Raw genomic sequence first — 18805 nt, 5'->3', positions numbered from 1 at the left:
ACTCCTCCCGGCACAATCACGGTCATGTCACTCACCGTCGACCGTCTGCTCGCCGCACTCGAACCGCTGTCGTACCCGGACCGCCTCAAGCACCTTGCCCGTAGCGTCCGTTCACTGTCCGCGGGTGACCAGATATCCTCCCTGGTCGACGAGTTGGCGGCCCGCGGCACATACGGGCGACGGCTCGCGGCGTTCGCCGCGCTGGTCGGCCGGCACATGGACTTCCTGGCCGAGCGGCTGACCGACCGGGACCCGGTGGTACGGGCCTACGCGCTGCGGGCCGCCCGCACGCTTCCGCTGCCCGATGCCGCGATCGAGGCGGCGTACGAGGACGCTTCGGCGGACACCCGGCAGCGGCTGGGCGAGGTGGTGCTCGCGAGCGGACGTACGGCGCTCGCGGAGCGTCTGGTCCCGAGGCTGCGCGCACAGTGGGGTGACCGCGCGGCGGCCAAGTTGCTGCCGGTCTGTTCGGCGGAGTTCGTGGCTGCGGCACTGCCCGAACTCTCCTACGCCGTCGAGTCCTGGACCAAGCTCGGCCTGAACTTCCCCGATCAGGTCCTCGACCACGCGGAGCGGGACCTCGCGGACCGCCCGCGCTCCGAGCGCGACGCCGCCTGGCGCCGCTGGGCGGAGGGAGTGGCCGCGGCCGTCCCCGCCCGCGCCGGGCGGGTGCTGTCGATGCTGGAACGGCACGGTCCCGACCCGCTTCCGGCGGCGCTGGTCCAGCGGCTGAACCAGTTGGTGACCGTCGACGCGGAGCGCACCGTACGGCTGCTGCTGCCGCGGGACCGGAGCGCGCCGCCGAATCCGCCGCAGCCGTCGGCGTCCGTCCTGCGGCGGATCGCCCAGGCCGCCCCTCCCTCGCTGCCCGCGCTCGGACGCCACTGGGCCGACTACCGCCCCTACCTCCTCTTCGATCTGCTCAAGGCGCTGCCGCCGCACCGCCGGGGCGACTTCTTCGACCTGGTGACGGAGGGCGTCGAGGTGGCTGCCCGCGACGTGCTGCCGGTGCTCGCCCTGCTGCCGCGCGAACGCCGCTGGGCGGAGGCCCGTCGGTGGGCAGCCCGGCGCCGCGAGACGGGCGGGTCCTGGTACGAGATCCTGGAGCCGGTCGCGTACGGCCCGGTCGCCGAGGCACGGACCGAACTGCTCGCGGGGACCCGGCGCCCGGACGCGGCCGACCGCGCATTCGCCTGGCCGCTGCTCGTCGCCAACGCCGCGCACTCCCGGGACCGGGTGGCCGTGCATGAGACGCTGACCGAGCTGCTCCGGCTGCGCAACGAGCAGGATCCGGTACGCGGCGCCGCGCTCCGCGCGCTCGCCAGTGTGCGCCCCGACCTGTTCACGGCCGAGGGCGCGCGCACGCTGGACCGCGTCCTGCGGGACGCCCTGGAGGCGCGGGACATCTCCCACGACACCACGGAGTCCGTCCGGAAGCTGGCGGTCAACCTGCTGCGCGAGAACGCGGTGGACGGCGAACAGGCCCTGGTGGACTGGGCGTTGAGCGCCCTGGAACAGATCGCCGCCCATGTCGGGGTGGACCGGCTCGGCGCGCTCGACCGGACGCTGCGGCGCGGCCAGGAGCACCAGGTGCTCGACGCGCTGCGCCCGTGGCTGGACGCGGCGGCGGACAAGGGCGACTATCTGCCGCTGTTCGCTCTCACCGCCTCGCTCGGCAGGCGGGCCCACCGCATGCCCGTCCTCCAGGGCCTGCTCGAAGACGCCCTGAAGCACGGCGACGACGACGCGTTCAAGGCAGCGGCGGCCCATTGGCTCAAGCCGCCACGGACCCGGAGCGAGCGGGTGGCCAGGATTCTGGAACTCGAACCGTCGGCGGCCGTACTCGCGCCGGTGGAAAGGGTTCTGACGACCCGTCGGACCGATCTGCTGGACGTGCTGCTCGGCGGCCCGCCGCCGTACGGCCGTTTCCTCGGGCGCGGTACGCGTCAGCCGCTGCCCGATCTCCGCTGTGCCGACCGCTGGTCGCCGCGCCGGCAGGCGCAGGCCGGCGCCATGGCCGCGGCGGCCGCCGACGACGAGTCGCAGCCGCTCCACCGGCGCGCCGCCGCGATCCGGGCCGCCGCGACCGTCCCGGAGCACGGCCGCGCGCTCGCGCTGCGCTACGTCGAATCCGAGGAAGTGGTGCTGGCCGAGGCCGCGTTGTCCGCGCTGGTGTGGGCGGCGGAGCCGCAGGACGCCCTTCCCGTGCTGCTCGCCCACGTCGGGGACGACCGCGCCCGGGTCGCCGTGCACGCCGCCTCCCGCGCCGCGCGGTTCGTCGCGCCGTCCCAACTCGCCGAGCGGCTGGGCGCGTTGCTCACCGCCGACGAAGGCGTGAAAGTGACGAGCCGGAAGGAGGCGGTACGGCTGGCGGCCACCCATCTGCCGCTCCCCCGGGCCGCGGCGCTGCTCGCGGCGGCCTTCCACGCGCCGGCCCGGCACCCCGACGTACAGGCGACGGTCGTGGCCTTCTCGACCGAACTGCTCTCCGAGGAGCAGACCTGGTCCGTCCTCACGTCGGCCGTGGAAGGCGCGCCACAGGTGCTTCAGGCTGTCGTACGGACCCCGGCCTGGTCCTTGCCGGAGGTCCACCGGCCCCGCTATGCCCGCCTGGTAGGCGCCGTGTGCCGGTCGACGGACCCGAACGCGGCGGCGGCCGGGCTGCGGGCGCTCTTCCAGTGGGCGCGATACGCGCCGGAAGCCGTGGAGGGGCTGTCCGAGCGGGTCACCGACCTCGGCGAGGGGGACGGGTCACGCGCCGTCTGGCGGCACGCCACCACGACGATCGTCAACCTGGCCGTCTCCGGGCTGCCGCACCCTGTCGGCGGGGCCGCGCCGGGAAGCCTGCTGCACGGCACACTGGCGACGCTGCTCGCGGCGATCGCCGCCGGTGAGCCCGACGCAGCACCGGACAGGGACCTGCCGTCCCGGCAGCGGGCGCTCGTGCTGCTGGGCCCCCTGGCCAACCGGCCGAAGCCCGAGGCCCGCCCTGTGCTGGCGGCCGTGGCCACCCAGCTGGCCGCCGAGCCGTCACTCTCCTGGGCACGCGCGGACCTGCTCCGCGCACTCGTCGACCTGGACGCCGGTCTGCCCGAACTCACTTCGCGACTGCGGGACTTGGCGGCCAACGCCGACGACCGCCCCGCCCTGGCGGCGGCAACGGCGGACCGCCTGCGCGACCGGCTCGGCTCCGGCCATCTGCCGTCCGACCCGGCCACGGTCCTGGCCGCCGCCGACCGGTTGGCCACGGCCGGCGACGCGGCCACCGGCCTCCTGGCCGTCGCCCTGGTGTCCGGTATCGGCAAGCGCCTCGGCTGGCCGGAGGACTGGCGCACCGCTCTGCGCGCCCTGCGCCGTCACCCGTCGGGGGACGTACGGGACGCCGCGCTGGCGGCGGTCATCCGCACGGAGTGAGCCCGGGGGCGCGCCGCGGGTGCCGCGCCGTCACTCGCCCATGTCGAGTACGACGCGGAAGCGCGCCCGGCCGGACAGCATCCGCTCGTAGGCCCTCGGCGCGTCGGCGAAGGGAAGGGTCTCGACCATCGGCCGGATGTCACGGTGGGCCGTGAAGGCGAGATTGTCCTCGTTCTCGACGGCGGAGCCGGTGAGGCTGCCGGTGATCGAGCGGGTGCCGAAGATGAGGTCCGAGGTCGAGACCGTGAGGGGGTCGGGCGCGGCGCCGAGCACCAGCAGCTGTCCCCGCGGTGCGAGACCGGGGACCAGCGGGGACATCGCGGCCCCGCTGGCGGCGGTCGCGATGATCGCGCTCGCCCCGCCGAGCTTGCGCAGCGCCTCGCCGGGGTCCTCGCTCGCGCTGTCGATGTAGTGGTCCGCGCCGAGCCGCTCGGCCAGCGGCCCCTTCTCGGCGCCACGGGCGATGGCGGCGACGCGGTAGCCGAGCTTGGCGGCGTACTGCACGCCGAGATGCCCCAGGCCGCCTATCCCCTGGACGGCGACGAGGGCCCCGGGGCGGGCGTCGATCTGCGCCAGCGCGCTGTACGTGGTGAGACCCGCGCACAGCAGCGGTGCGCCGTCGAGTGAGTTCAGGTTCGACGGCATCCGTACGAGCCCCGTACCGCGTGCGTACACGATCTCCGCGTATCCGCCGTCCACGGTGGTTCCGGTCCGGGGCTGGTCCTCGCAGTTGACGAAGTCGCCGCGGCGGCAGTGCTCGCACTCACCGCACTGTCCGCCGAGGAAGCCGACGCCGACGCGGTCGCCCACGTGCCAGGTGCGTACGCCGTCGCCGACGGCCTCGATGGTGCCGACGATCTCGTGGCCGGGGACGAGGGGCCGGTCGGCGTCGCCGCGCATTCCCTCGACGGCCACGACGTCGGTGTGGCAGATGCCGCACGTCTCGACCCGGATCCGCACCTGGCCGGGAAGTGGCGCGACGGTCTCGCGCTCGACGAGGCGGAAGTTCCGGTTGCCTGTCACTTCGAATGCTCGATAAGTCGACATGATCGTGCCTCTCCTCAGGAATCCGGCTGCGCTCTCGCTGCACTCATTCCAATATGACCGGTCGTCTTGAAGCTGTCAAACACTGTGCCGACCCGCCGGAGCGGCTGTTTGACAACCGTAAGACGACCGACCATATTGCAAGTGGAGGGAGCAGCTGATGGCTAGGCAGAGCATGCGTGAGGAACTGGTCCGGGCCGCACTGGCGGAGTTCCACGCCCGCGGCTACAACGCGGCGGGCGTCAAGGACATCACCGACGCCGCCGGGACGCCGAAGGGGTCCTTCTACAACCACTTCGCCAGCAAGGAGGCGCTCGGCGTGGTGGCCCTGGAGCGCTACGGGGCGGAGCGCCGGCTCCAGGACCTGGCGGACGAATCCGTGGCGCCGCTACCGCGCCTGCGTGCCCACTTCGAATTCCTCCGCGACGAGATCGTCGCCTACGGGTACACCCATGGCTGTCTGCTCGGAAACTTCGGCCTGGAGATCGCCGACCACAGCGAGACCATCCGCGCCGCTGTCCGCGAGGGCCTGGACCAGTGGCACGCGAAGATCACGGACGTGCTGGCCGAAGCGGCGCGCGACGGCGCGGTGGCGGCGGACCTCGACACGGCGAAGACCGCCCGGTTCGTCCTCAACGCGTGGGAGGGCGCCATCGTCGGGGCACGGTCCGACCGCACCTCGGAGTCCTTCGACGCCTTCTTCGACATCGTCTTCGGCACCCTGCTGGCACGGCCGCGACCGTGATCCTCACGCGGACCTGAGCGCGACAGTCCTCAAGCGGACTCACGCGCGCCCACGCGCGACCGTCGCGTCAGCCGCGGTACGTCTCCAGCAGCCGCAGCCACACCTCGCTGATCGTCGGGTAGGACGGCACCGCGTGCCACAGGCGGTCGATCGGGACCTCCCCGGCGACGGCCACCGTGGCGGAGTGCAGCAGTTCGCCGACCCCCGGGCCCACGAACGTCACGCCGCGCAGCGTCTCGCTGTCCAGGTCCACGATCATCCGCGCGCGGCCCCGGTAGCCGTCCGCGTACAGACCGGCGCCCGCGACGTTCGCGATGTCGTAGTCGACCGCGCGGACCCGGTGGCCCGCGTCCTCGGCCTCCTTGAGGGTCAGGCCGACCGAGGCGACCTCCGGGTCGGTGAAGACGACCTGCGGGACGGCGTCGTGGTCGGCGGTCGCCGCGTGGGCGCCCCAGCGGTCGGTCTCCAGCAGGGGTACGTGCTGCGCCCTGGCGCCGATCGCCGCGCCGGCGATACGGGCCTGGTACTTGCCCTGGTGGGTCAGCAGCGCGCGGTGGTTGACGTCGCCGACCGCGTAGAGCCAGTTACTGCCTTCCACCCGGCAGCTGTCGTCGACCGTCAGCCAGGAGCCCGCCTTCAGTCCGACGGTGTCCAGACCGATGTCCTCGGTGCGCGGCGCCCGGCCGGTCGCGAAGAGGATCTCGTCCGCCTCGATCCGCTCGCCGTTGTCGAGGACCACCGTGACCGGTCCGGTGCCGCCGTCGCGCTCGACCGAGGTGACCGAGACGCCCTTCCGTACGGAGGCGCCCGCTTCCGTCAACGACTCGGTGACCAGTTCACCCACGAAGGGCTCCATACGGGGCAGCAGACCGTCGCCCCGTACAAGAAGGGTGACGTCCGAGCCGAATCCCCGGTAGGCCGTGGCCATCTCGACGCCGACCACTCCCCCGCCCACGACGACGAGCCGGTCCGGCACGCTCGGGGAGCTGGTGGCCTCGCGGCTCGTCCAGGGCTTGGCGCCCGCCAGGCCCGGCAGATCGGGTACGACGGCGCTGGTGCCGGTGCAGACGGCGACCGCGTGGCGGGCGGTGAGGACCTGTACGCCGCCCTCGGCGTCGGTGACGGTCACTCGCTTCTTTCCGTCGAGCCGGCCCTGGCCCCGGTAGAGGATGACGCCGATCGAGTCGAGCCAGCCGACCTGGCCGTCGTCCTTCCAGTGCGAGGTGTAGTCGTCGCGGTGCGCGAGGACGGCCGGCACGTCGAGCGGGCCCTGTGCGGACAGGCTCAGCCCCGGGACGCGGCGTGCCTCCGCACGGGCGATCACCGGGCGCAGCAGGGCCTTGCTGGGCATGCACGCCCAGTAGGAGCACTCGCCGCCGACCAGTTCGCTCTCGACGATCGCCGCGCTCAGCCCGGCGGCCCTGACACGGTCGGCGACGTTCTCCCCGACCGGTCCCGCGCCCAGCACCACGACGTCGTACTCAATGGCTTCCGTCATGGGGACAGTCTGGTGCGGTGCCCGCCGCATGGCCACACGATCTTCGGGAATGGGCGAGGAATACGGCGGTGGCACCCACCGTTGTGCGAGGCGGCTTCATCCGGAGAGAACAGGAAGAGGTATCAGGTCATGGCCACTGTGGAACTCACCAAGGAGAACTTCGACCGGACGGTGTCGGAGAACGACTTCATCCTGATCGACTTCTGGGCTTCCTGGTGCGGTCCGTGCCGTCAGTTCGCCCCGGTGTACGAGCAGGCGTCCGAGCGCCACGACGACCTGGTCTTCGCGAAGGTCGACACGGAGGCGCAGCAGGAGCTGGCGGCGGCGTTCGAGATCCGCTCCATCCCGACGCTGATGATCGTCAGGGACAATGTCGCGGTCTTCGCCCAGCCCGGCGCGCTGCCCGAGACGGCCCTGGAGGACGTGATCGGGCAGGCGCGCGCGCTCGACATGGAAGAGGTCCGCAAGTCGGTCGCCGAGGCGGAGGCCGCCGCGAAGGCGGAGTCGCCGGGTGCCGGCGGGACCGCCGGCACCGGCGAAGGCGCGTAAGGCTCCTGAGGCGGCGCGTGCGGCCCGCGCGGCCCGTGCGCGTCGACGTTCCGGTGTCAGCGTTCCAGTACGAGGGCGAGGCCCTGGCCCACGCCGATGCAGAGCGCGGCGAGACCGGTTCCCGAGCCCGCCGCGGCCAGTTGATGGGCCACGGAGCCCGCGAGGCGCGCGCCGGAGGCACCCAGTGGGTGGCCGATGGCGATCGCGCCGCCGCGCGGGTTGACCAGTGCCGGGTCCAGTTCGGGCCATTCGGCGAGGCAGCCCAACGACTGGGCGGCGAAAGCCTCGTTGAGTTCGAAGGTGGTGAGGTCGGCGAAGTCCCGGCCCGCCTTGGTGAGCGCCCGGCGTACGGCCTCGACCGGGCCGAGGCCGAAGAGCTGCGGCTCGATGCCGGTGACGGCGGAGGTCCTGATCCGGGCGAGGGGTTCGCGCCCCGTCGCCCGCAGGCCCGCCTCGTCGACGAGGAGCAGGGCGGCGGCGCCGTCGTTCAGCGGTGAGGCGTTGCCCGCCGTGACGGTCCCCTCGCCCTCCTTACGGAAGCTGGGCCGGAGCCTGCCGAGCGCTTCGAGGGACGTGTTGTCGCGGACGCATTCGTCGCGTACGAGGTCCACTCCCGCGTAAGGCACGACCTCCGCGTCGTACAGCCCCTCGCTCCAGGCCCGCGCCGCCTTGCGGTGGCTCTCCAGCGCGAACGCGTCCTGCGCCTCCCGGGTGATGGCGTGCTTGTCGGCGATCAGTTCGGCGCCCTCGCCGAGCGGGACCGTCCACTCGGCGGGCATGCGGGGGTTGGTCATGCGCCAGCCGAGGGTGGTGGAGTGCAGCTGCTGATTCCCGGCGGGGAAGGCACGCTCGGGCTTCTGGAGCACCCACGGGGCGCGGGACATGGACTCGACGCCGCCCGCGACGACGATCGACGCGTCGCCGAGCGCCACGGCGCGCGCCGCCTGGATGATCGCTTCGAGGCCGGAGCCGCAGAGCCGGTTGACGGTGACCCCGGGGACGGAGACGGGCAGTCCGGCGAGCAGCGCCGCCATGCGCGCGACGTCGCGGTTGTCCTCGCCGGCGCCGTTCGCCGCGCCGAGCACCACGTCGTCGATCCTGGCCGGGTCGAGTTCCGGTGTCCGGTCCACGAGGGCCCGCACGACATGGGCGGCGAGATCGTCCGGTCGTACGGAGGAGAGCGCGCCGCCGAACTTGCCGATCGGTGTGCGGACGGCGTCGACGACGTAGACGTCGCGGATGGTCATCGGATCGCTCATCGGCTCTCTCCCTTTCGGCCTGCTGTTCGCTCGCGCACTCTTTCATTCGCTCGCGCACTCTTTCATGGGAGGCGCGGGCGGAGCCGAGGGGGCGAACGTCCCGGTCGGGGGAGGCGTGCGCGGGACCGAGCGTCCCTGCCGGACCGCTCAGCGCGTGCGGGGCTCCGCGACGTCGGGTGCCTCCGGGCTGTCGGGGGCGTCCACGACGCGTGCCGACAGCCCGTAGTCCACCTCGTAGTCGTCGATCAGCAGGCCCTCGACGGTACGGGTCTCCGGGTCGATGTCCGCGACCATGCCGCCGCCCTCGTAGCGCGGGTAACCGGACTCGCCGATCTCCCCGGTCACCTCGACCACCGCCGAGCGCAGCGCGGTCGCCGCGTCCGGCGGGCCGTCGCGGCCGTCGGTGTGCTCCGGTACCAGCAGGATCTCGAAGCGCCGCGGGTAAGGGTGCCAATGAGTGCTCATGCTGGTGACGCTAGACAACGGGCCGACGGCGCGCATGTCGTCGCGCGGGCCCGGAGGCCGAGGGGCCGGGAGGTCAGGTCGACTCGCGTCGTACGGCCCGCGCCCCCATCAGGTCGTGCCGCTCCGGTTCCCCGCCGGGATCGCGTACGACCCGGTCGACCAGGGCGGCCAGCCGCTGACCGGTGACGAGGTCGATCCGTACGGTGGAGAGCCGGGGCCGCAGGAGCCTGCCGAGCAGCAGGTCGTCGGCGCCCATGACCGCCGTACCGCCGGGGATGTCGACACCCTCGTCCTGGAGCGCCCTCATAAGGAGCATCGCGTGTTCGTCGTTGAAGGCGAAGACGGCGTCCAGGCCGAGGCCGTCCCAGCGGGCGGCGAGCGCGGCGGCCGACTCCTCGGTGTACGCGAGTGGCAGAGGTTCGATGTGGGCGCCGGTGGCGGACGCCGCCGCGGCGGCGCGCGCGCCCGCGAGCCGGGGTGCGGAGAAGATCTCCAGGCCCGGCTCCTGCGGCAGCACGACGCCGATCCGGCGGCGGCCGCGCTCCAGCAGGTGGTCCACGGCGCGGCCGCCGATCTCGCGCTGGTCCAGGACGAGGGCGTGCGCGCCCTCGACCTCCTGCGGGCCGAGCGTGATGACGGCCTTCGCGCCGGAGCGCTTGAGTATCTCCACCCCCTGGGGGGTGAGGGCGATCTCGCCGAGGGAGACGACGGCGACCGGGCGCAGTTCGGCCCAGGCGCGCGCCGCCTCGTCGCCGTCGAGACCGAGGCTGCCGTACTGGACGACGGTGTAGTCCAACCGCCGCAGCGCCCATTGGAGTTCGTTGAGGAAGCCGCTGTAGAGGGGGCCGACGGGGACGTGCGCGGTGGGGAGCAGGACAATCCTGGTGTGTCCCGCGCGCAGGCTGCGCGCGGCGGCGTGGGGGACGTACGCCAACTCCTCGGCGGCCTCGCGGACCTTGCGGCGGGTGGGCTCACTGATCCGTACGGCGGAGGTGTTGTTGAGGACGTACGACACGGTGGCGCGGGAGACTCCGGCCAGCCGGGCGACGTCGGCGCTGGTGGGGACGGGACGTTCGACACGGGCCGGGATCGTCCGCGGGGGCGGCTGTGGGGACGGCCGCCGGGCGGGCGGGGCGGGCTCTTCGGGTAACTGGCTCATCGCCCCCCGCATCCTTCCAGAGAGGTCTTCGGCGGCCGGTCCGGGGCCCGTCGTCCGGTCCGGTTCGCCGCACGGGAAACACACCTTCGTACGAAAGGGACTGTCTTGCGACTGCACACCCACACCTGGGGCGAGGGCGACCGTGTCGCGCTCCTGATCCACGGCATCATGGCCGACCACCGGACCTGGCGGCGGGTGGGGCCCGAACTGGCCGCGCGCGGACTGCGCGTGATCGCCGTCGATCTGCGCGGCCACGGTTCCAGCGGCCAAGGGCCGTACGCGCCGGGGGACTTCGCCGACGACCTCGTGGAAACACTGCCCACCGGGGCCGAGGTGGCGATCGGTCACTCCCTGGGCGCGATGGCGCTCGCGCTCGCGGTGGAGCGGCTGGCGCCGCGCCGCGCGGTCTACTGCGATCCGGCGTGGCATCTGCCGGGCCCGGAGGAGGGGGCCGCCGAGAGCGCGGGACCGGCGCGGCTCGCGGCGGCCAAGACCCTCTCGCGCGCGGAGATATCCGCGCTCAACCCCCGTTGGGACGAGGTGGATGTGGACCTTGAGCTGGCGAGCCTCGCCGTATGGGACGAGGGGACGGCGTACGGCATCGCGCCGGCGTTCGGCGCGGATCTGCGGCCGGACCGGCCGGTGGTGCCCTCGCTGGTGACCATCGCCGATCCGAGCCCCATGGTCTCGCCCGCCGACTCGGTGGAGCTGCGGTCGCGCGGTTTCGAGGTCCGTACGGTCGAGGGCGCGGGACACACGGCGCACCGCGACGACTTCGACGCGTTCATGGCCTCGCTGGAAGGCTGGATCTGAACTGAGGGGCCGGATCCGAGCGGGGAGCTGAACGGGAGCTGAACGGGGATCCGTTCGGGGGATCCGGACGGACCCGGTGAGGGGTCGGGGGCGCCCAGGCTCTACCTTCGGTCGGATGAAGCCCTTCACCGACTCCGGCGCCCCCGACCACTCCCCCGAGCCCGAACTCCCCGGCCGGAGCGGTCCCTCGGCCACCACGGAGGCCGAGCCCCGTGACGTCGGGCCCGTACGCACCTCGTACGCGCCCGACAGGGACGGCGACCCGGATCCCGGCGAGATCGTCTGGACGTGGGTGCCCTATGAGGAGCACGACGGGCGCGGCAAGGACCGGCCGGTGCTCGTGGTGGCCCGCGAGCCGGCCGGCACCCTGCTCGCCGTGCAGCTCTCCAGCAAGCGGCACGACCGCGACCACGAGTGGGTACCGATCGGGGTCGGGCCGTGGGACCGGCAGGGCCGTGAGTCGTGGGTGGATCTGGACCGGGTGCTGCGGATCCACGACGCGGGGATGCGGCGCGAGGCGTGCGCGCTCGACCGGGGGCGGTTCGACCGGGTCGTACGGCGGCTGCGGGAGCGTTACGGCTGGCGCTGAGTCGGCACCCGGGAGCCGGGCGGGAGATCGTCCGCGAACGTGCGACGGAAAGCGGCCAGCGTGGCCGAATCGGCTGTCCGGTCGAGCACCGCGAAGACGACCTGGTCGAAGTGGCCCGCGAACCGCCCGCCGCTCCCGACGCCGTCGCCCTCTCCGCCCCCGCCGCTTTCACGCCCGCCGGCTCCTCCGACCAGCAGCGCCCGGAACGTGCCGGCCACCAGCGCCGGGTCGTTGCGGAAGACCCCGCAGCCCCACGCACCGAGCACCAACCGCCGGTAGCCACCCGCCACCGCCACCTCCAGGACCCGTTCGGCGCGTGCGGCGAGAATGGCCGGAATACGAGGGGACTCCGCGGGCCGGTCGCGCGCCACGATCCCGGCGTTCGGCGCGGGCGAGGTGAGGAAGCCGACGGTGAACGGGGCGTCGAGCAGCCGGCCCCGGTCGTCGCGGAAGACCGGTACACCGGGCGAGTGGATCACGCGGTCGCTGTAGAACGGGCTGCGGTCGGCCCGGTGCTGCGCGTAGTAGTCCGGCGCGCGCAGCAGGGTGGTGTGGAGCGCGGAGGCCCGGCACAGGGCCTCCTCCTGGGCCTGTGCGCCGTTCAGGTAGCCGCCGCCCGGGTTACGTGCCGAGGCGAAGTTCAGGACCGCCACGGGGCCGGGTGCGGCCGAGGCCATTCGCCGGGCGGCCTGGAGGCTGCTCTCGCCGGTGACCTCGAAGGATGTCGTACGGGAGGTGTCCGGGGTGACCGGCACCGGCTCGGGGCCGTACAGCCGGGTGCCCTCCGTCGCGGCCGCCAGCAGGGCCGCCAGCGGCACCTGACGGCCGTCCTCCGCGCGGTATCCGCCCGCCTCGACGATCTCCTCGGTGTGTTTCGCGATCCCCCGCAGCCGTGCGCTCATGCCAGGCATCCTCCGTGAGGAAACGCGCTCGGGGCAACCATGTTTCCCGCCCACGGGGGCACTCTTGTGCGAAGCGGCGGGAGTGGCCTTAGGTTGGACAAAGCGCCCCGCCCCGAACCCCGGGACGGGGTCCGGTCACGGTCTTCGACAGGAGGATCCGGCCATGCCGTCGGACGAATTCGCAGCTGAGGGCCCGTCTCTCAACGAGGACGACGCCGAGGCGCTGCTGCGCGGCATATGTTTCAAGACAGGGCCGCCCCGCATCGTCGGTGTTGAACTGGAATGGCTCGTGCACGATCTGTACGACCCCGAACTGCCCGTTCGGACCGGGCGTCTCGACAAGGCCTTCGGCGGCCTGAGGGACCTGCCCCTGCGATCGGCACTGACGTTCGAACCGGGTGGCCAGCTGGAGCTCAGCTCGGCGCCCGCCGCCTCCCTGATGGAGTGCGTCGACTCCACAGCCGCGGACCTCGCCGCCGTACGCCGCGAACTGCGAACGGCCGGTCTCACGCTCACCGGCCTCGGACAGGATCCGTGGCACTCACCGGCCAGGCTCCTCCAGGAGCCGCGGTACGACGCGATGGAGACCTACCTCGACCGGATCGGCCCCTCGGGCCGCGCCATGATGCGTGCGTCCGCCTCCGTCCAGGTGTGCCTCGACGCGGGCCACGAGGAGCCGGGCCCGCTCGGGTACGGCAGACGGTGGCAGCTGGCCCATCTGCTGGGCGCGGTGCTGGTGGCCGCGTTCGCCAACTCACCCGTCCAGGCGCGCCGTACCACCGGCTGGCGCTCCACCCGGCAGGCGCTGTGGACGGACCTGGATCCGGCGCGCACCAAGGCGCCCGACATGCGGCGGGAGCCGCGTGCCGCGTGGGCGGCGTACGTGCTGGACGCGCCGGTGATGTGCGTCCGGACGGCGGACGGTCCCTGGGAGGTGCCCGACGCGCTCTCCTTCCGCGAGTGGATCCGGTCGGGGCTGCCGCGCCCGCCGGCGCGCGCCGATCTCGACTACCACATCACCACCCTGTTCCCGCCGGTCCGCCCGCGCGGTCATCTGGAGCTGCGGATGATCGACGCGCAGCCGGGGAACGACGGCTGGATGGTGCCGCTGGCGGTGACCACCGCGCTGTTCGACGACCCCGAGGCCGCCGAGACCGTGTACCGGACGGTCAAGACGCTCGCCGAGACGGCGGGCGGGCTGCCGGCCCCGGGCAATCCGCTCTGGATCACGGCGGCGCGCGACGGGCTCGCCGACCCCGAGCTGCACGCGGCGGCGGTGGAGTGCTTCGCCGTCGCGCAGGAGGCCCTGCCCCGCACGGGTGCCACCGAGGCCGTGCGGGAGGCCGTCGCGGCCTTCAACGAGCGGTACGTCGTGCCGGGCCGCTGCCCCGCCGACGATATGGACGTCCCCGCGACCGGGAAGGAACTCCGCACATGACCGAGAACGCCGGGACACCGGCCGAGACCGAGACGGCGGACGGGGCCTCGAACGAGACCACGGGCCGGAGCACGAACCGCACCACGGGCGAGACCATGGACGGGATATCCGTGGAGGCGCTGCGGCGCCGGGCCGCCGACGCGCTGACCACCGCCCGCGAACGCACCGCGCTGCTCACCTCCTGCGTGGACGAGCCCGAACTGACCGCGCAGCACTCGCCGTTGATGTCACCGCTGGTCTGGGACCTGGCCCACATCGGCAATCAGGAGGAGCAGTGGCTGCTCCGTACGGTCGGCGGCCGGGAGGCCGTCAGGCCGGAGATCGACTCCGTGTACGACGCCTTCGAGCATCCCCGGGCGCTGCGTCCCACACTCCCGCTGCTCGCCCCCGCCGAGGCCCGCGCGTACGCCTCCGACATCCGGGGCCGGGTCCTGGACATCCTCGACAGCAGTCCCCTGCGGGGCGGTCCGCTGCTGGACGCCGGCTTCGCCTTCGGGATGATCGCGCAGCACGAACAGCAGCACGACGAGACGATGCTGATCACCCATCAGCTGCGGCGCGGCCCGGCCGCGCTCACCGCGCCGGAGCCGCCGGGCCCCGATCCCGTGGACGCGGCGGACCTGCCGAGTGAAGTCCTGGTCCCGGCGGGGCAGTTCACCATGGGCACCTCGGCCGAGCCGTGGGCGCTGGACAACGAGAAGCCGGCGCACCACCGGCTCGTGCCCGCGTTCTACCTGGACACGGTGCCGGTGACCAACGGCGACTATCTGCGCTTCATCGAGGACGGCGGCTACACCGACGAGCGCTGGTGGGCCCCGGCCGGCTGGGACCAGATCCGTGAACACTCCATCGCCGCGCCGCTGTTCTGGCGGCGGGAGGCCGGACAGTGGATGCGCCGCCGCTTCGGTGCGGTCGAGCCCGTGCCCGCCGACGAGCCGGTGCTGCACGTCAGCTGGTACGAGGCGGACGCGTACGCCCGCTGGGCCGGGCGGAGGCTGCCGACCGAGGAGGAGTGGGAGAAGGCCGCCCGGCACGACCCGGCCACCGGCCGCTCACGGCGCCATCCCTGGGGTGACGAGGACCCGACCCCCGAGCACGCCAACCTCGGCCAGCGCCACTTGCGGCCGGCGCCCGCGGGCAGCTATCCGCTGGGCGCCTCGCCCCTGGGCGTACGGCAGTTGATCGGCGACGTGTGGGAGTGGACGTCGAGCGACTTCCTGCCCTATCCCGGCTTCGTCGCCTTCCCCTACCGGGAGTACTCCGAGGTGTTCTTCGGTGACGCGCACAAGGTGCTGCGCGGCGGCTCGTTCGCCGTGGACCAGGTGGCGTGCCGGGGCACCTTCCGCAACTGGGACCTGCCGGTGCGCCGGCAGATCTTCGCCGGATTCCGCACCGCCCGTTCGGCCGGGAGCATCTGATGTGCCGTCATATCGCTTACGTGGGGGCGCCCGTGGCGCTGCGCGAGGTGCTGATCAGCCCCGAGTACGCGCTGTACCGGCAGTCCTGGGAGCCGCGCAGGCAGCGGCACGGGACGGTCAACGCCGATGGTTTCGGCGTCGGTTGGTACGCGGACGGCGATCCGCTGCCCGCGCGCTACCGCCGCACGGGGCCCATCTGGGGTGATCAGAGCGTCGTCGACCTGGCCAGGGCGGTCAGGAGCGGCGCGGTGCTCGCGGCCGTGCGGGACGCCACCGAGTCGGGCTCGGACGGCGAGGCGGCGGCGGCGCCGTTCGCCTCGGGGCCCTGGCTGTTCAGCCACAACGGCGCCGTGCGGGGCTGGCCGTCGAGCCTGGCGCCGCTGGCCGGCGCCCTGTCCGCCGCCGAACTGCTGTCGCTGGACGCCCGGACCGACTCGGCGCTCGTGTGGGCGCTGGTGCTGCACCGGCTGCGGGACGGCGACGGCATGGGCCAGGCCCTCGCCGACACGGTCCTGGAGGTGGCCGAGGCGGCGCCCGAGTCCCGGCTGAACCTGCTGCTCACGGACGGCGAGACGGTCACGGCGACCGCCTGGGGCGACACGCTCTGGTATCTCACCGAGCCCGGCCGCGGCACCGCGGTCGCCTCGGAGCCGTACGACGACGATCCGCGCTGGCACGAGGTCCCCGACCACACCCTGCTGGCGGCGACCCGCACCGACGTCCTGCTCACTCCCCTCAAGGAGCCCCCCGCGTGAGCCCGTACAAGCTAACCCGCACCCTGCCCGAGGACGCCACCGACGCCGCGCTGCGCGCCGATGTGCTGCACGGGCTGACCCGAAGCCCCAAGTCCCTGCCGCCCAAGTGGTTCTACGACGCCAGGGGCAGTGAGCTGTTCGAGGAGATCACCACACTCGACGAGTACTACCCGACGCGCGCCGAGCGGGAGATCCTGCTCACCCGCGCGCCCGAGATCGCGGCGGCGACGGGGGCCCGCACACTGGTCGAACTGGGCTCGGGGTCCTCGGACAAGACCCGGCATCTGCTCGACGAGCTGCCGCTGCTGCGCAGTTACGTACCGGTCGACGTGAGCGAGAGCGCGCTCACCGGCGCCGCCGACGCACTGCTCGCCGAGCGTCCCGACCTCCAGGTGCACGCGCTCATCGCCGACTTCACCAAGGAGCTGGCGCTGCCGGACACTCCGGGGCCGCGGCTGGTCGCGTTCCTCGGCGGCACGATCGGCAATCTGCTTCCCGACGAGCGCGCCGACTTCCTGGCGTCGGTGCGCGCGATGCTCGTGCCCGGCGACGCGCTGCTCCTCGGAACGGACCTGGTGAAGGACGAGTCCGTACTGGTCAAGGCCTATGACGACGCGTCAGGTGTGACGGCCGCCTTCAACAAGAACGTGCTGGCCGTCGTCGACCGTGAGCTGGGCGCCGACTTCGACCCGGCGGACTTCGACCATGTGGCGCGCTGGGACAGCGAACAGCGGTGGATCGAGATGCGGCTCAGGGCGCGCCGGGCGCTGGCCGTGAAGATCCCCGAGCTGGATCTGGTGGTCAGTTTCGAGGCGGGTGAGGAGATGCGTACGGAAGTGTCCGCGAAGTTCACTCAGGACAGTGTGCGCTCCGAACTGGCGGGAGCGGGGATGGAGTTGGCGCACTGGTGGACGGACGAGGCCGGGCGGTTCGCGCTGTCCCTGGCGACGGCGGTGTGAGCTACGGCCCGCTGCGCAGCGCGGGCCAGTGAGCGGCGGTCCGGGTGGCTCCCGGCGGGGATCAGGGGCAGTACCGCGATCTCCGCCGTGAGCCCGCGGGCCAGCACGGTCCGCCACAGGGAGACGGCGAGCGGGTCGTCCCCGACGAAGGCGGCGGGACCCAGCGGGCGGTAGCCGATCCGTACCGGACGGACGGCCACCCCCGCGTCGAGCGCGGCCTGGAACACGGCGGCGGTGAACCGCCCCTGGTCCCGGCCGCACCAGGTACTGCCCTCGGGGAAGACGATCACACGGGATCCGGCGCGCAGGGCGTCCCGGATGTCCCGCACCGTGCCCGGCAGCGCGCGGAGCCGGTCGCGCTCCACGAAGAGCGTGCCGCCGAGTTCCGCGACCGTGCCGATGACGGGCCAGCGACGGATGTCGCTCTTGGCCAGCAACCGGCCGGGGAACAGGGTCGCGACGAGCGGGATGTCCAGCCAGGAGATGTGGTTGGCGACGACGAGCACCCCGCCGTGCGCTTCGGGCGGCGGTGCGGACGTCCCCGCGTGCGTCGGTGCGTGTGTCGGTGCGTGTGTCGGTACGTGTGTCGGTACGTGTGTCGGTACGTGTGTCGGGTCGGGCGCCGGGGGCGGTGCGGCGCCCTCGACCTGGACGCGCACGCCGAAGAACCGGATCACCGTACGCGTCCAGCCTCTGGTGAGCCGGTCCCGCAGGCCGGCCTCGAACAGGGCGGCCAACGGGAGAAGCAGGATCCCGAGGACGACGGCGCAGAGACCGGCCAGCAGCCGTACGCCCGCGGCGACCGTGCCCCGGCGCAGGTCCTGGGACCGGGGAACGCAGAACTGCGGGGTGCAGGGCGCCGTGGGCAGCCAGGCGCTCATCGCGCCGGGGCGAGTGAGAGGAAGTGCCGCAGGTAGCGCGGGTTGGTGCGGCGCAGCGAGAGCAGGACGTACAGGTCGGCGACCCCGAACTCCGGGTCGTGCGCGGGCGCGCCGCAGACCCAGGCGCCGAGCCGCAGATAGCCGCGGAGCAGCGCGGGGAGTTCGGCGCGTGCGGCGGGCACGGTGGCGCTGCCCGGGGTCCAGAGGCGGTGCGGGGTGACCCAGTACTCCTCCGGCGCGAGATTCCGGTCCTTGACGGTGTGCCAGGTCGCCGAGGCGAGGGCGCCGCCGTCGCTCAGCGGGAGGGAGCAGCAGCCCGCCATCCAGTTGTGTCCGGTGCGGGTCATGTAGCGGGCGAGTCCGGCCCAGATCAGGGCGATGACGGCGCCGTTGCGGTGCAGGGGGTGGACGCAGGAGCGGCCGACCTCCACGAGGTCGTCGCGTATGTGGTCGAGCCTCTGGAGGTCGAACTCGCTCTCGGAGTACAGCCGTCCGGCGGCGCGGGCGCGGTCGGGCGGCAGCAGTCGGTACGTCCCCACGACCTCGCCGGTCTCGGCCTCGCGTACCAGCAGGTGGTCGCAGTAGGCGTCGAAGGCGTCGCCGTCGAGGCCGGGCTCGGGCCCGTCGACCAGGGCGCCCATCTCGCCGGCGAAGACCATGTGGCGCAGGCGCTGGGCGGCGCGTACGTCCTCCTGGTCACGGGCGAGGGAGACGAGATAGCGCTGGTCGGGGGCGGGGACGACGGCGGGGGCGGGGATGGGGGCGACTGCGGGGACGGGGGCGGCGGTGAGGTGGGGGAGCTGCGCGGGGAGGACAGCGGGGGCGGGGAGGGTGGCGGGGATCACGGCGGGCGAGGCGGACATAGCGGTCTCCTGTGCCGGACGGAAGAACGAGCGGTGGTGGGACGCCGCTGGCGC

The 18805-nt window shown here is 73.2% G+C and carries 17 protein-coding genes; 9 read left to right on the top strand and 8 right to left on the bottom strand.

Annotation, left to right across the window (positions count from 1 at the left end; all coding sequences use genetic code 11):
* The first annotated feature begins 24 nt into the window (after positions 1-24).
* Positions 25-3414, top strand: a complete 3390-nt coding sequence (locus ACFUN8_RS05730) for a hypothetical protein (RefSeq protein WP_383631958.1) — start codon at positions 25-27, stop codon at positions 3412-3414.
* Between the two features lie 30 nt (positions 3415-3444).
* Here the strand turns inward: ACFUN8_RS05730 and ACFUN8_RS05725 are convergent, their stop codons facing one another.
* Positions 3445-4461 (bottom strand): alcohol dehydrogenase catalytic domain-containing protein, encoded by a 1017-nt coding sequence (locus tag ACFUN8_RS05725; protein WP_383631955.1) that lies wholly within the window; start codon positions 4459-4461, stop codon positions 3445-3447.
* A gap of 157 nt (positions 4462-4618) precedes the next feature.
* Here ACFUN8_RS05725 and ACFUN8_RS05720 point away from each other — a divergent pair, with 157 nt between their 5' ends.
* Positions 4619-5203, top strand: a complete 585-nt coding sequence (locus tag ACFUN8_RS05720) for a TetR family transcriptional regulator C-terminal domain-containing protein (RefSeq protein WP_383631952.1) — start codon at positions 4619-4621, stop codon at positions 5201-5203.
* A 67-nt stretch (positions 5204-5270) separates the two neighbouring features.
* Here ACFUN8_RS05720 and ACFUN8_RS05715 read toward each other — a convergent pair whose 3' ends face one another.
* On the bottom strand, positions 5271-6701 hold the full coding sequence (locus ACFUN8_RS05715) for a dihydrolipoyl dehydrogenase family protein (RefSeq protein WP_383631949.1): 1431 nt from the start codon (positions 6699-6701) through the stop codon (positions 5271-5273).
* Positions 6702-6830: 129 nt separating this feature from the next.
* Here ACFUN8_RS05715 and trxA point away from each other — a divergent pair, with 129 nt between their 5' ends.
* Positions 6831-7250, top strand: coding sequence for a thioredoxin (gene trxA / locus ACFUN8_RS05710; RefSeq protein ID WP_383631946.1), 420 nt, complete (start codon positions 6831-6833; stop codon positions 7248-7250).
* Between the two features lie 56 nt (positions 7251-7306).
* Here the strand turns inward: trxA and ACFUN8_RS05705 are convergent, their stop codons facing one another.
* The 3 genes from ACFUN8_RS05705 to ACFUN8_RS05695 all read right to left on the bottom strand — a co-directional run bounded on the left by ACFUN8_RS05705 (position 7307) and on the right by ACFUN8_RS05695 (position 10133).
* Entirely contained in the window at positions 7307-8497 is a 1191-nt protein-coding gene (locus ACFUN8_RS05705; protein WP_383632250.1) for a thiolase family protein, read from the bottom strand.
* Between the two features lie 159 nt (positions 8498-8656).
* Positions 8657-8974, bottom strand: a complete 318-nt coding sequence (locus ACFUN8_RS05700; RefSeq protein ID WP_383631942.1) for a hypothetical protein — start codon at positions 8972-8974, stop codon at positions 8657-8659.
* Between the two features lie 73 nt (positions 8975-9047).
* The gene (locus ACFUN8_RS05695; protein ID WP_383631939.1) at positions 9048-10133 is read right to left on the bottom strand and encodes a LacI family DNA-binding transcriptional regulator; all 1086 of its coding nucleotides are present in this window, start codon (positions 10131-10133) and stop codon (positions 9048-9050) included.
* A gap of 105 nt (positions 10134-10238) precedes the next feature.
* Here ACFUN8_RS05695 and ACFUN8_RS05690 point away from each other — a divergent pair, with 105 nt between their 5' ends.
* Entirely contained in the window at positions 10239-10946 is a 708-nt protein-coding gene (locus ACFUN8_RS05690) for an alpha/beta fold hydrolase (protein WP_383631936.1), read from the top strand.
* Between the two features lie 115 nt (positions 10947-11061).
* The gene (locus ACFUN8_RS05685; RefSeq protein WP_383631933.1) at positions 11062-11535 is read left to right on the top strand and encodes a type II toxin-antitoxin system PemK/MazF family toxin; all 474 of its coding nucleotides are present in this window, start codon (positions 11062-11064) and stop codon (positions 11533-11535) included.
* On the opposite strand, the gene ACFUN8_RS05680 is transcribed toward ACFUN8_RS05685, so the two are convergent.
* Positions 11520-12437 carry a TIGR02452 family protein gene (locus ACFUN8_RS05680; RefSeq protein WP_383631930.1) on the bottom strand — a complete coding sequence of 306 codons (918 nt, stop codon included), beginning with the start codon at positions 12435-12437 and terminating at the stop codon, positions 11520-11522. The two genes, ACFUN8_RS05685 and ACFUN8_RS05680, sit on opposite strands and share 16 nt — an antisense overlap.
* Positions 12438-12600: 163 nt before the next feature.
* Between ACFUN8_RS05680 and egtA the strand changes: the two genes are divergently transcribed.
* From egtA to egtD, 4 genes are all read left to right on the top strand, one after another.
* Positions 12601-13875 carry an ergothioneine biosynthesis glutamate--cysteine ligase EgtA gene (gene egtA, locus ACFUN8_RS05675; RefSeq protein ID WP_383631927.1) on the top strand — a complete coding sequence of 425 codons (1275 nt, stop codon included), beginning with the start codon at positions 12601-12603 and terminating at the stop codon, positions 13873-13875.
* Positions 13876-13970: 95 nt separating this feature from the next.
* Positions 13971-15293, top strand: coding sequence for an ergothioneine biosynthesis protein EgtB (egtB, locus tag ACFUN8_RS05670; protein ID WP_383632247.1), 1323 nt, complete (start codon positions 13971-13973; stop codon positions 15291-15293).
* The gene (egtC, locus tag ACFUN8_RS05665) at positions 15293-16048 is read left to right on the top strand and encodes an ergothioneine biosynthesis protein EgtC (protein WP_383631924.1); all 756 of its coding nucleotides are present in this window, start codon (positions 15293-15295) and stop codon (positions 16046-16048) included. The genes egtB and egtC overlap by 1 nt, the downstream gene beginning before the upstream one ends.
* The gene (gene egtD, locus ACFUN8_RS05660; RefSeq protein WP_383631921.1) at positions 16045-17007 is read left to right on the top strand and encodes an L-histidine N(alpha)-methyltransferase; all 963 of its coding nucleotides are present in this window, start codon (positions 16045-16047) and stop codon (positions 17005-17007) included. The genes egtC and egtD overlap by 4 nt, the downstream gene beginning before the upstream one ends.
* Here the strand turns inward: egtD and ACFUN8_RS05655 are convergent.
* Complete coding sequence (locus tag ACFUN8_RS05655; RefSeq protein WP_383631918.1) at positions 16902-17888, bottom strand: lysophospholipid acyltransferase family protein; 987 nt, start codon at positions 17886-17888, stop codon at positions 16902-16904. The two genes, egtD and ACFUN8_RS05655, sit on opposite strands and share 106 nt — an antisense overlap.
* A complete protein-coding gene (locus tag ACFUN8_RS05650) occupies positions 17885-18751 on the bottom strand; it encodes a GNAT family N-acetyltransferase (RefSeq protein ID WP_383631915.1) in 867 nt (288 codons plus the stop codon). The genes ACFUN8_RS05655 and ACFUN8_RS05650 overlap by 4 nt, the downstream gene beginning before the upstream one ends.
* Between the last annotated feature and the right edge of the window lie 54 nt (positions 18752-18805).

This window comes from Streptomyces sp. NPDC057307, assembly GCF_042667665.1.
GTDB lineage: Bacteria > Actinomycetota > Actinomycetes > Streptomycetales > Streptomycetaceae > Streptomyces.
The sequence above is the reverse complement of the archived record's forward strand: the minus strand, read 5'-3'. Positions and strand labels throughout refer to the sequence as shown.

What these genes read in the sequence shown, in the direction of transcription:
- ACFUN8_RS05730 (WP_383631958.1), top strand. Translation starts at nt 25, where the DNA reads ATGTCACTCACCGTCGACCGTCTGCTCGCCGCACTCGAACCGCTGTCG.
- ACFUN8_RS05725 (WP_383631955.1), bottom strand. Translation starts at nt 4,461, where the DNA reads ATGTCGACTTATCGAGCATTCGAAGTGACAGGCAACCGGAACTTCCGC.
- ACFUN8_RS05720 (WP_383631952.1), top strand. Translation starts at nt 4,619, where the DNA reads ATGGCTAGGCAGAGCATGCGTGAGGAACTGGTCCGGGCCGCACTGGCG.
- ACFUN8_RS05715 (WP_383631949.1), bottom strand. Translation starts at nt 6,701, where the DNA reads ATGACGGAAGCCATTGAGTACGACGTCGTGGTGCTGGGCGCGGGACCG.
- trxA (WP_383631946.1), top strand. Translation starts at nt 6,831, where the DNA reads ATGGCCACTGTGGAACTCACCAAGGAGAACTTCGACCGGACGGTGTCG.
- ACFUN8_RS05705 (WP_383632250.1), bottom strand. Translation starts at nt 8,497, where the DNA reads ATGACCATCCGCGACGTCTACGTCGTCGACGCCGTCCGCACACCGATC.
- ACFUN8_RS05700 (WP_383631942.1), bottom strand. Translation starts at nt 8,974, where the DNA reads ATGAGCACTCATTGGCACCCTTACCCGCGGCGCTTCGAGATCCTGCTG.
- ACFUN8_RS05695 (WP_383631939.1), bottom strand. Translation starts at nt 10,133, where the DNA reads ATGAGCCAGTTACCCGAAGAGCCCGCCCCGCCCGCCCGGCGGCCGTCC.
- ACFUN8_RS05685 (WP_383631933.1), top strand. Translation starts at nt 11,062, where the DNA reads ATGAAGCCCTTCACCGACTCCGGCGCCCCCGACCACTCCCCCGAGCCC.
- ACFUN8_RS05680 (WP_383631930.1), bottom strand. Translation starts at nt 12,437, where the DNA reads ATGAGCGCACGGCTGCGGGGGATCGCGAAACACACCGAGGAGATCGTC.
- egtA (WP_383631927.1), top strand. Translation starts at nt 12,601, where the DNA reads ATGCCGTCGGACGAATTCGCAGCTGAGGGCCCGTCTCTCAACGAGGAC.
- egtB (WP_383632247.1), top strand. Translation starts at nt 13,971, where the DNA reads ATGGACGGGATATCCGTGGAGGCGCTGCGGCGCCGGGCCGCCGACGCG.
- egtC (WP_383631924.1), top strand. Translation starts at nt 15,293, where the DNA reads ATGTGCCGTCATATCGCTTACGTGGGGGCGCCCGTGGCGCTGCGCGAG.
- ACFUN8_RS05655 (WP_383631918.1), bottom strand. Translation starts at nt 17,888, where the DNA reads ATGAGCGCCTGGCTGCCCACGGCGCCCTGCACCCCGCAGTTCTGCGTT.
- ACFUN8_RS05650 (WP_383631915.1), bottom strand. Translation starts at nt 18,751, where the DNA reads ATGTCCGCCTCGCCCGCCGTGATCCCCGCCACCCTCCCCGCCCCCGCT.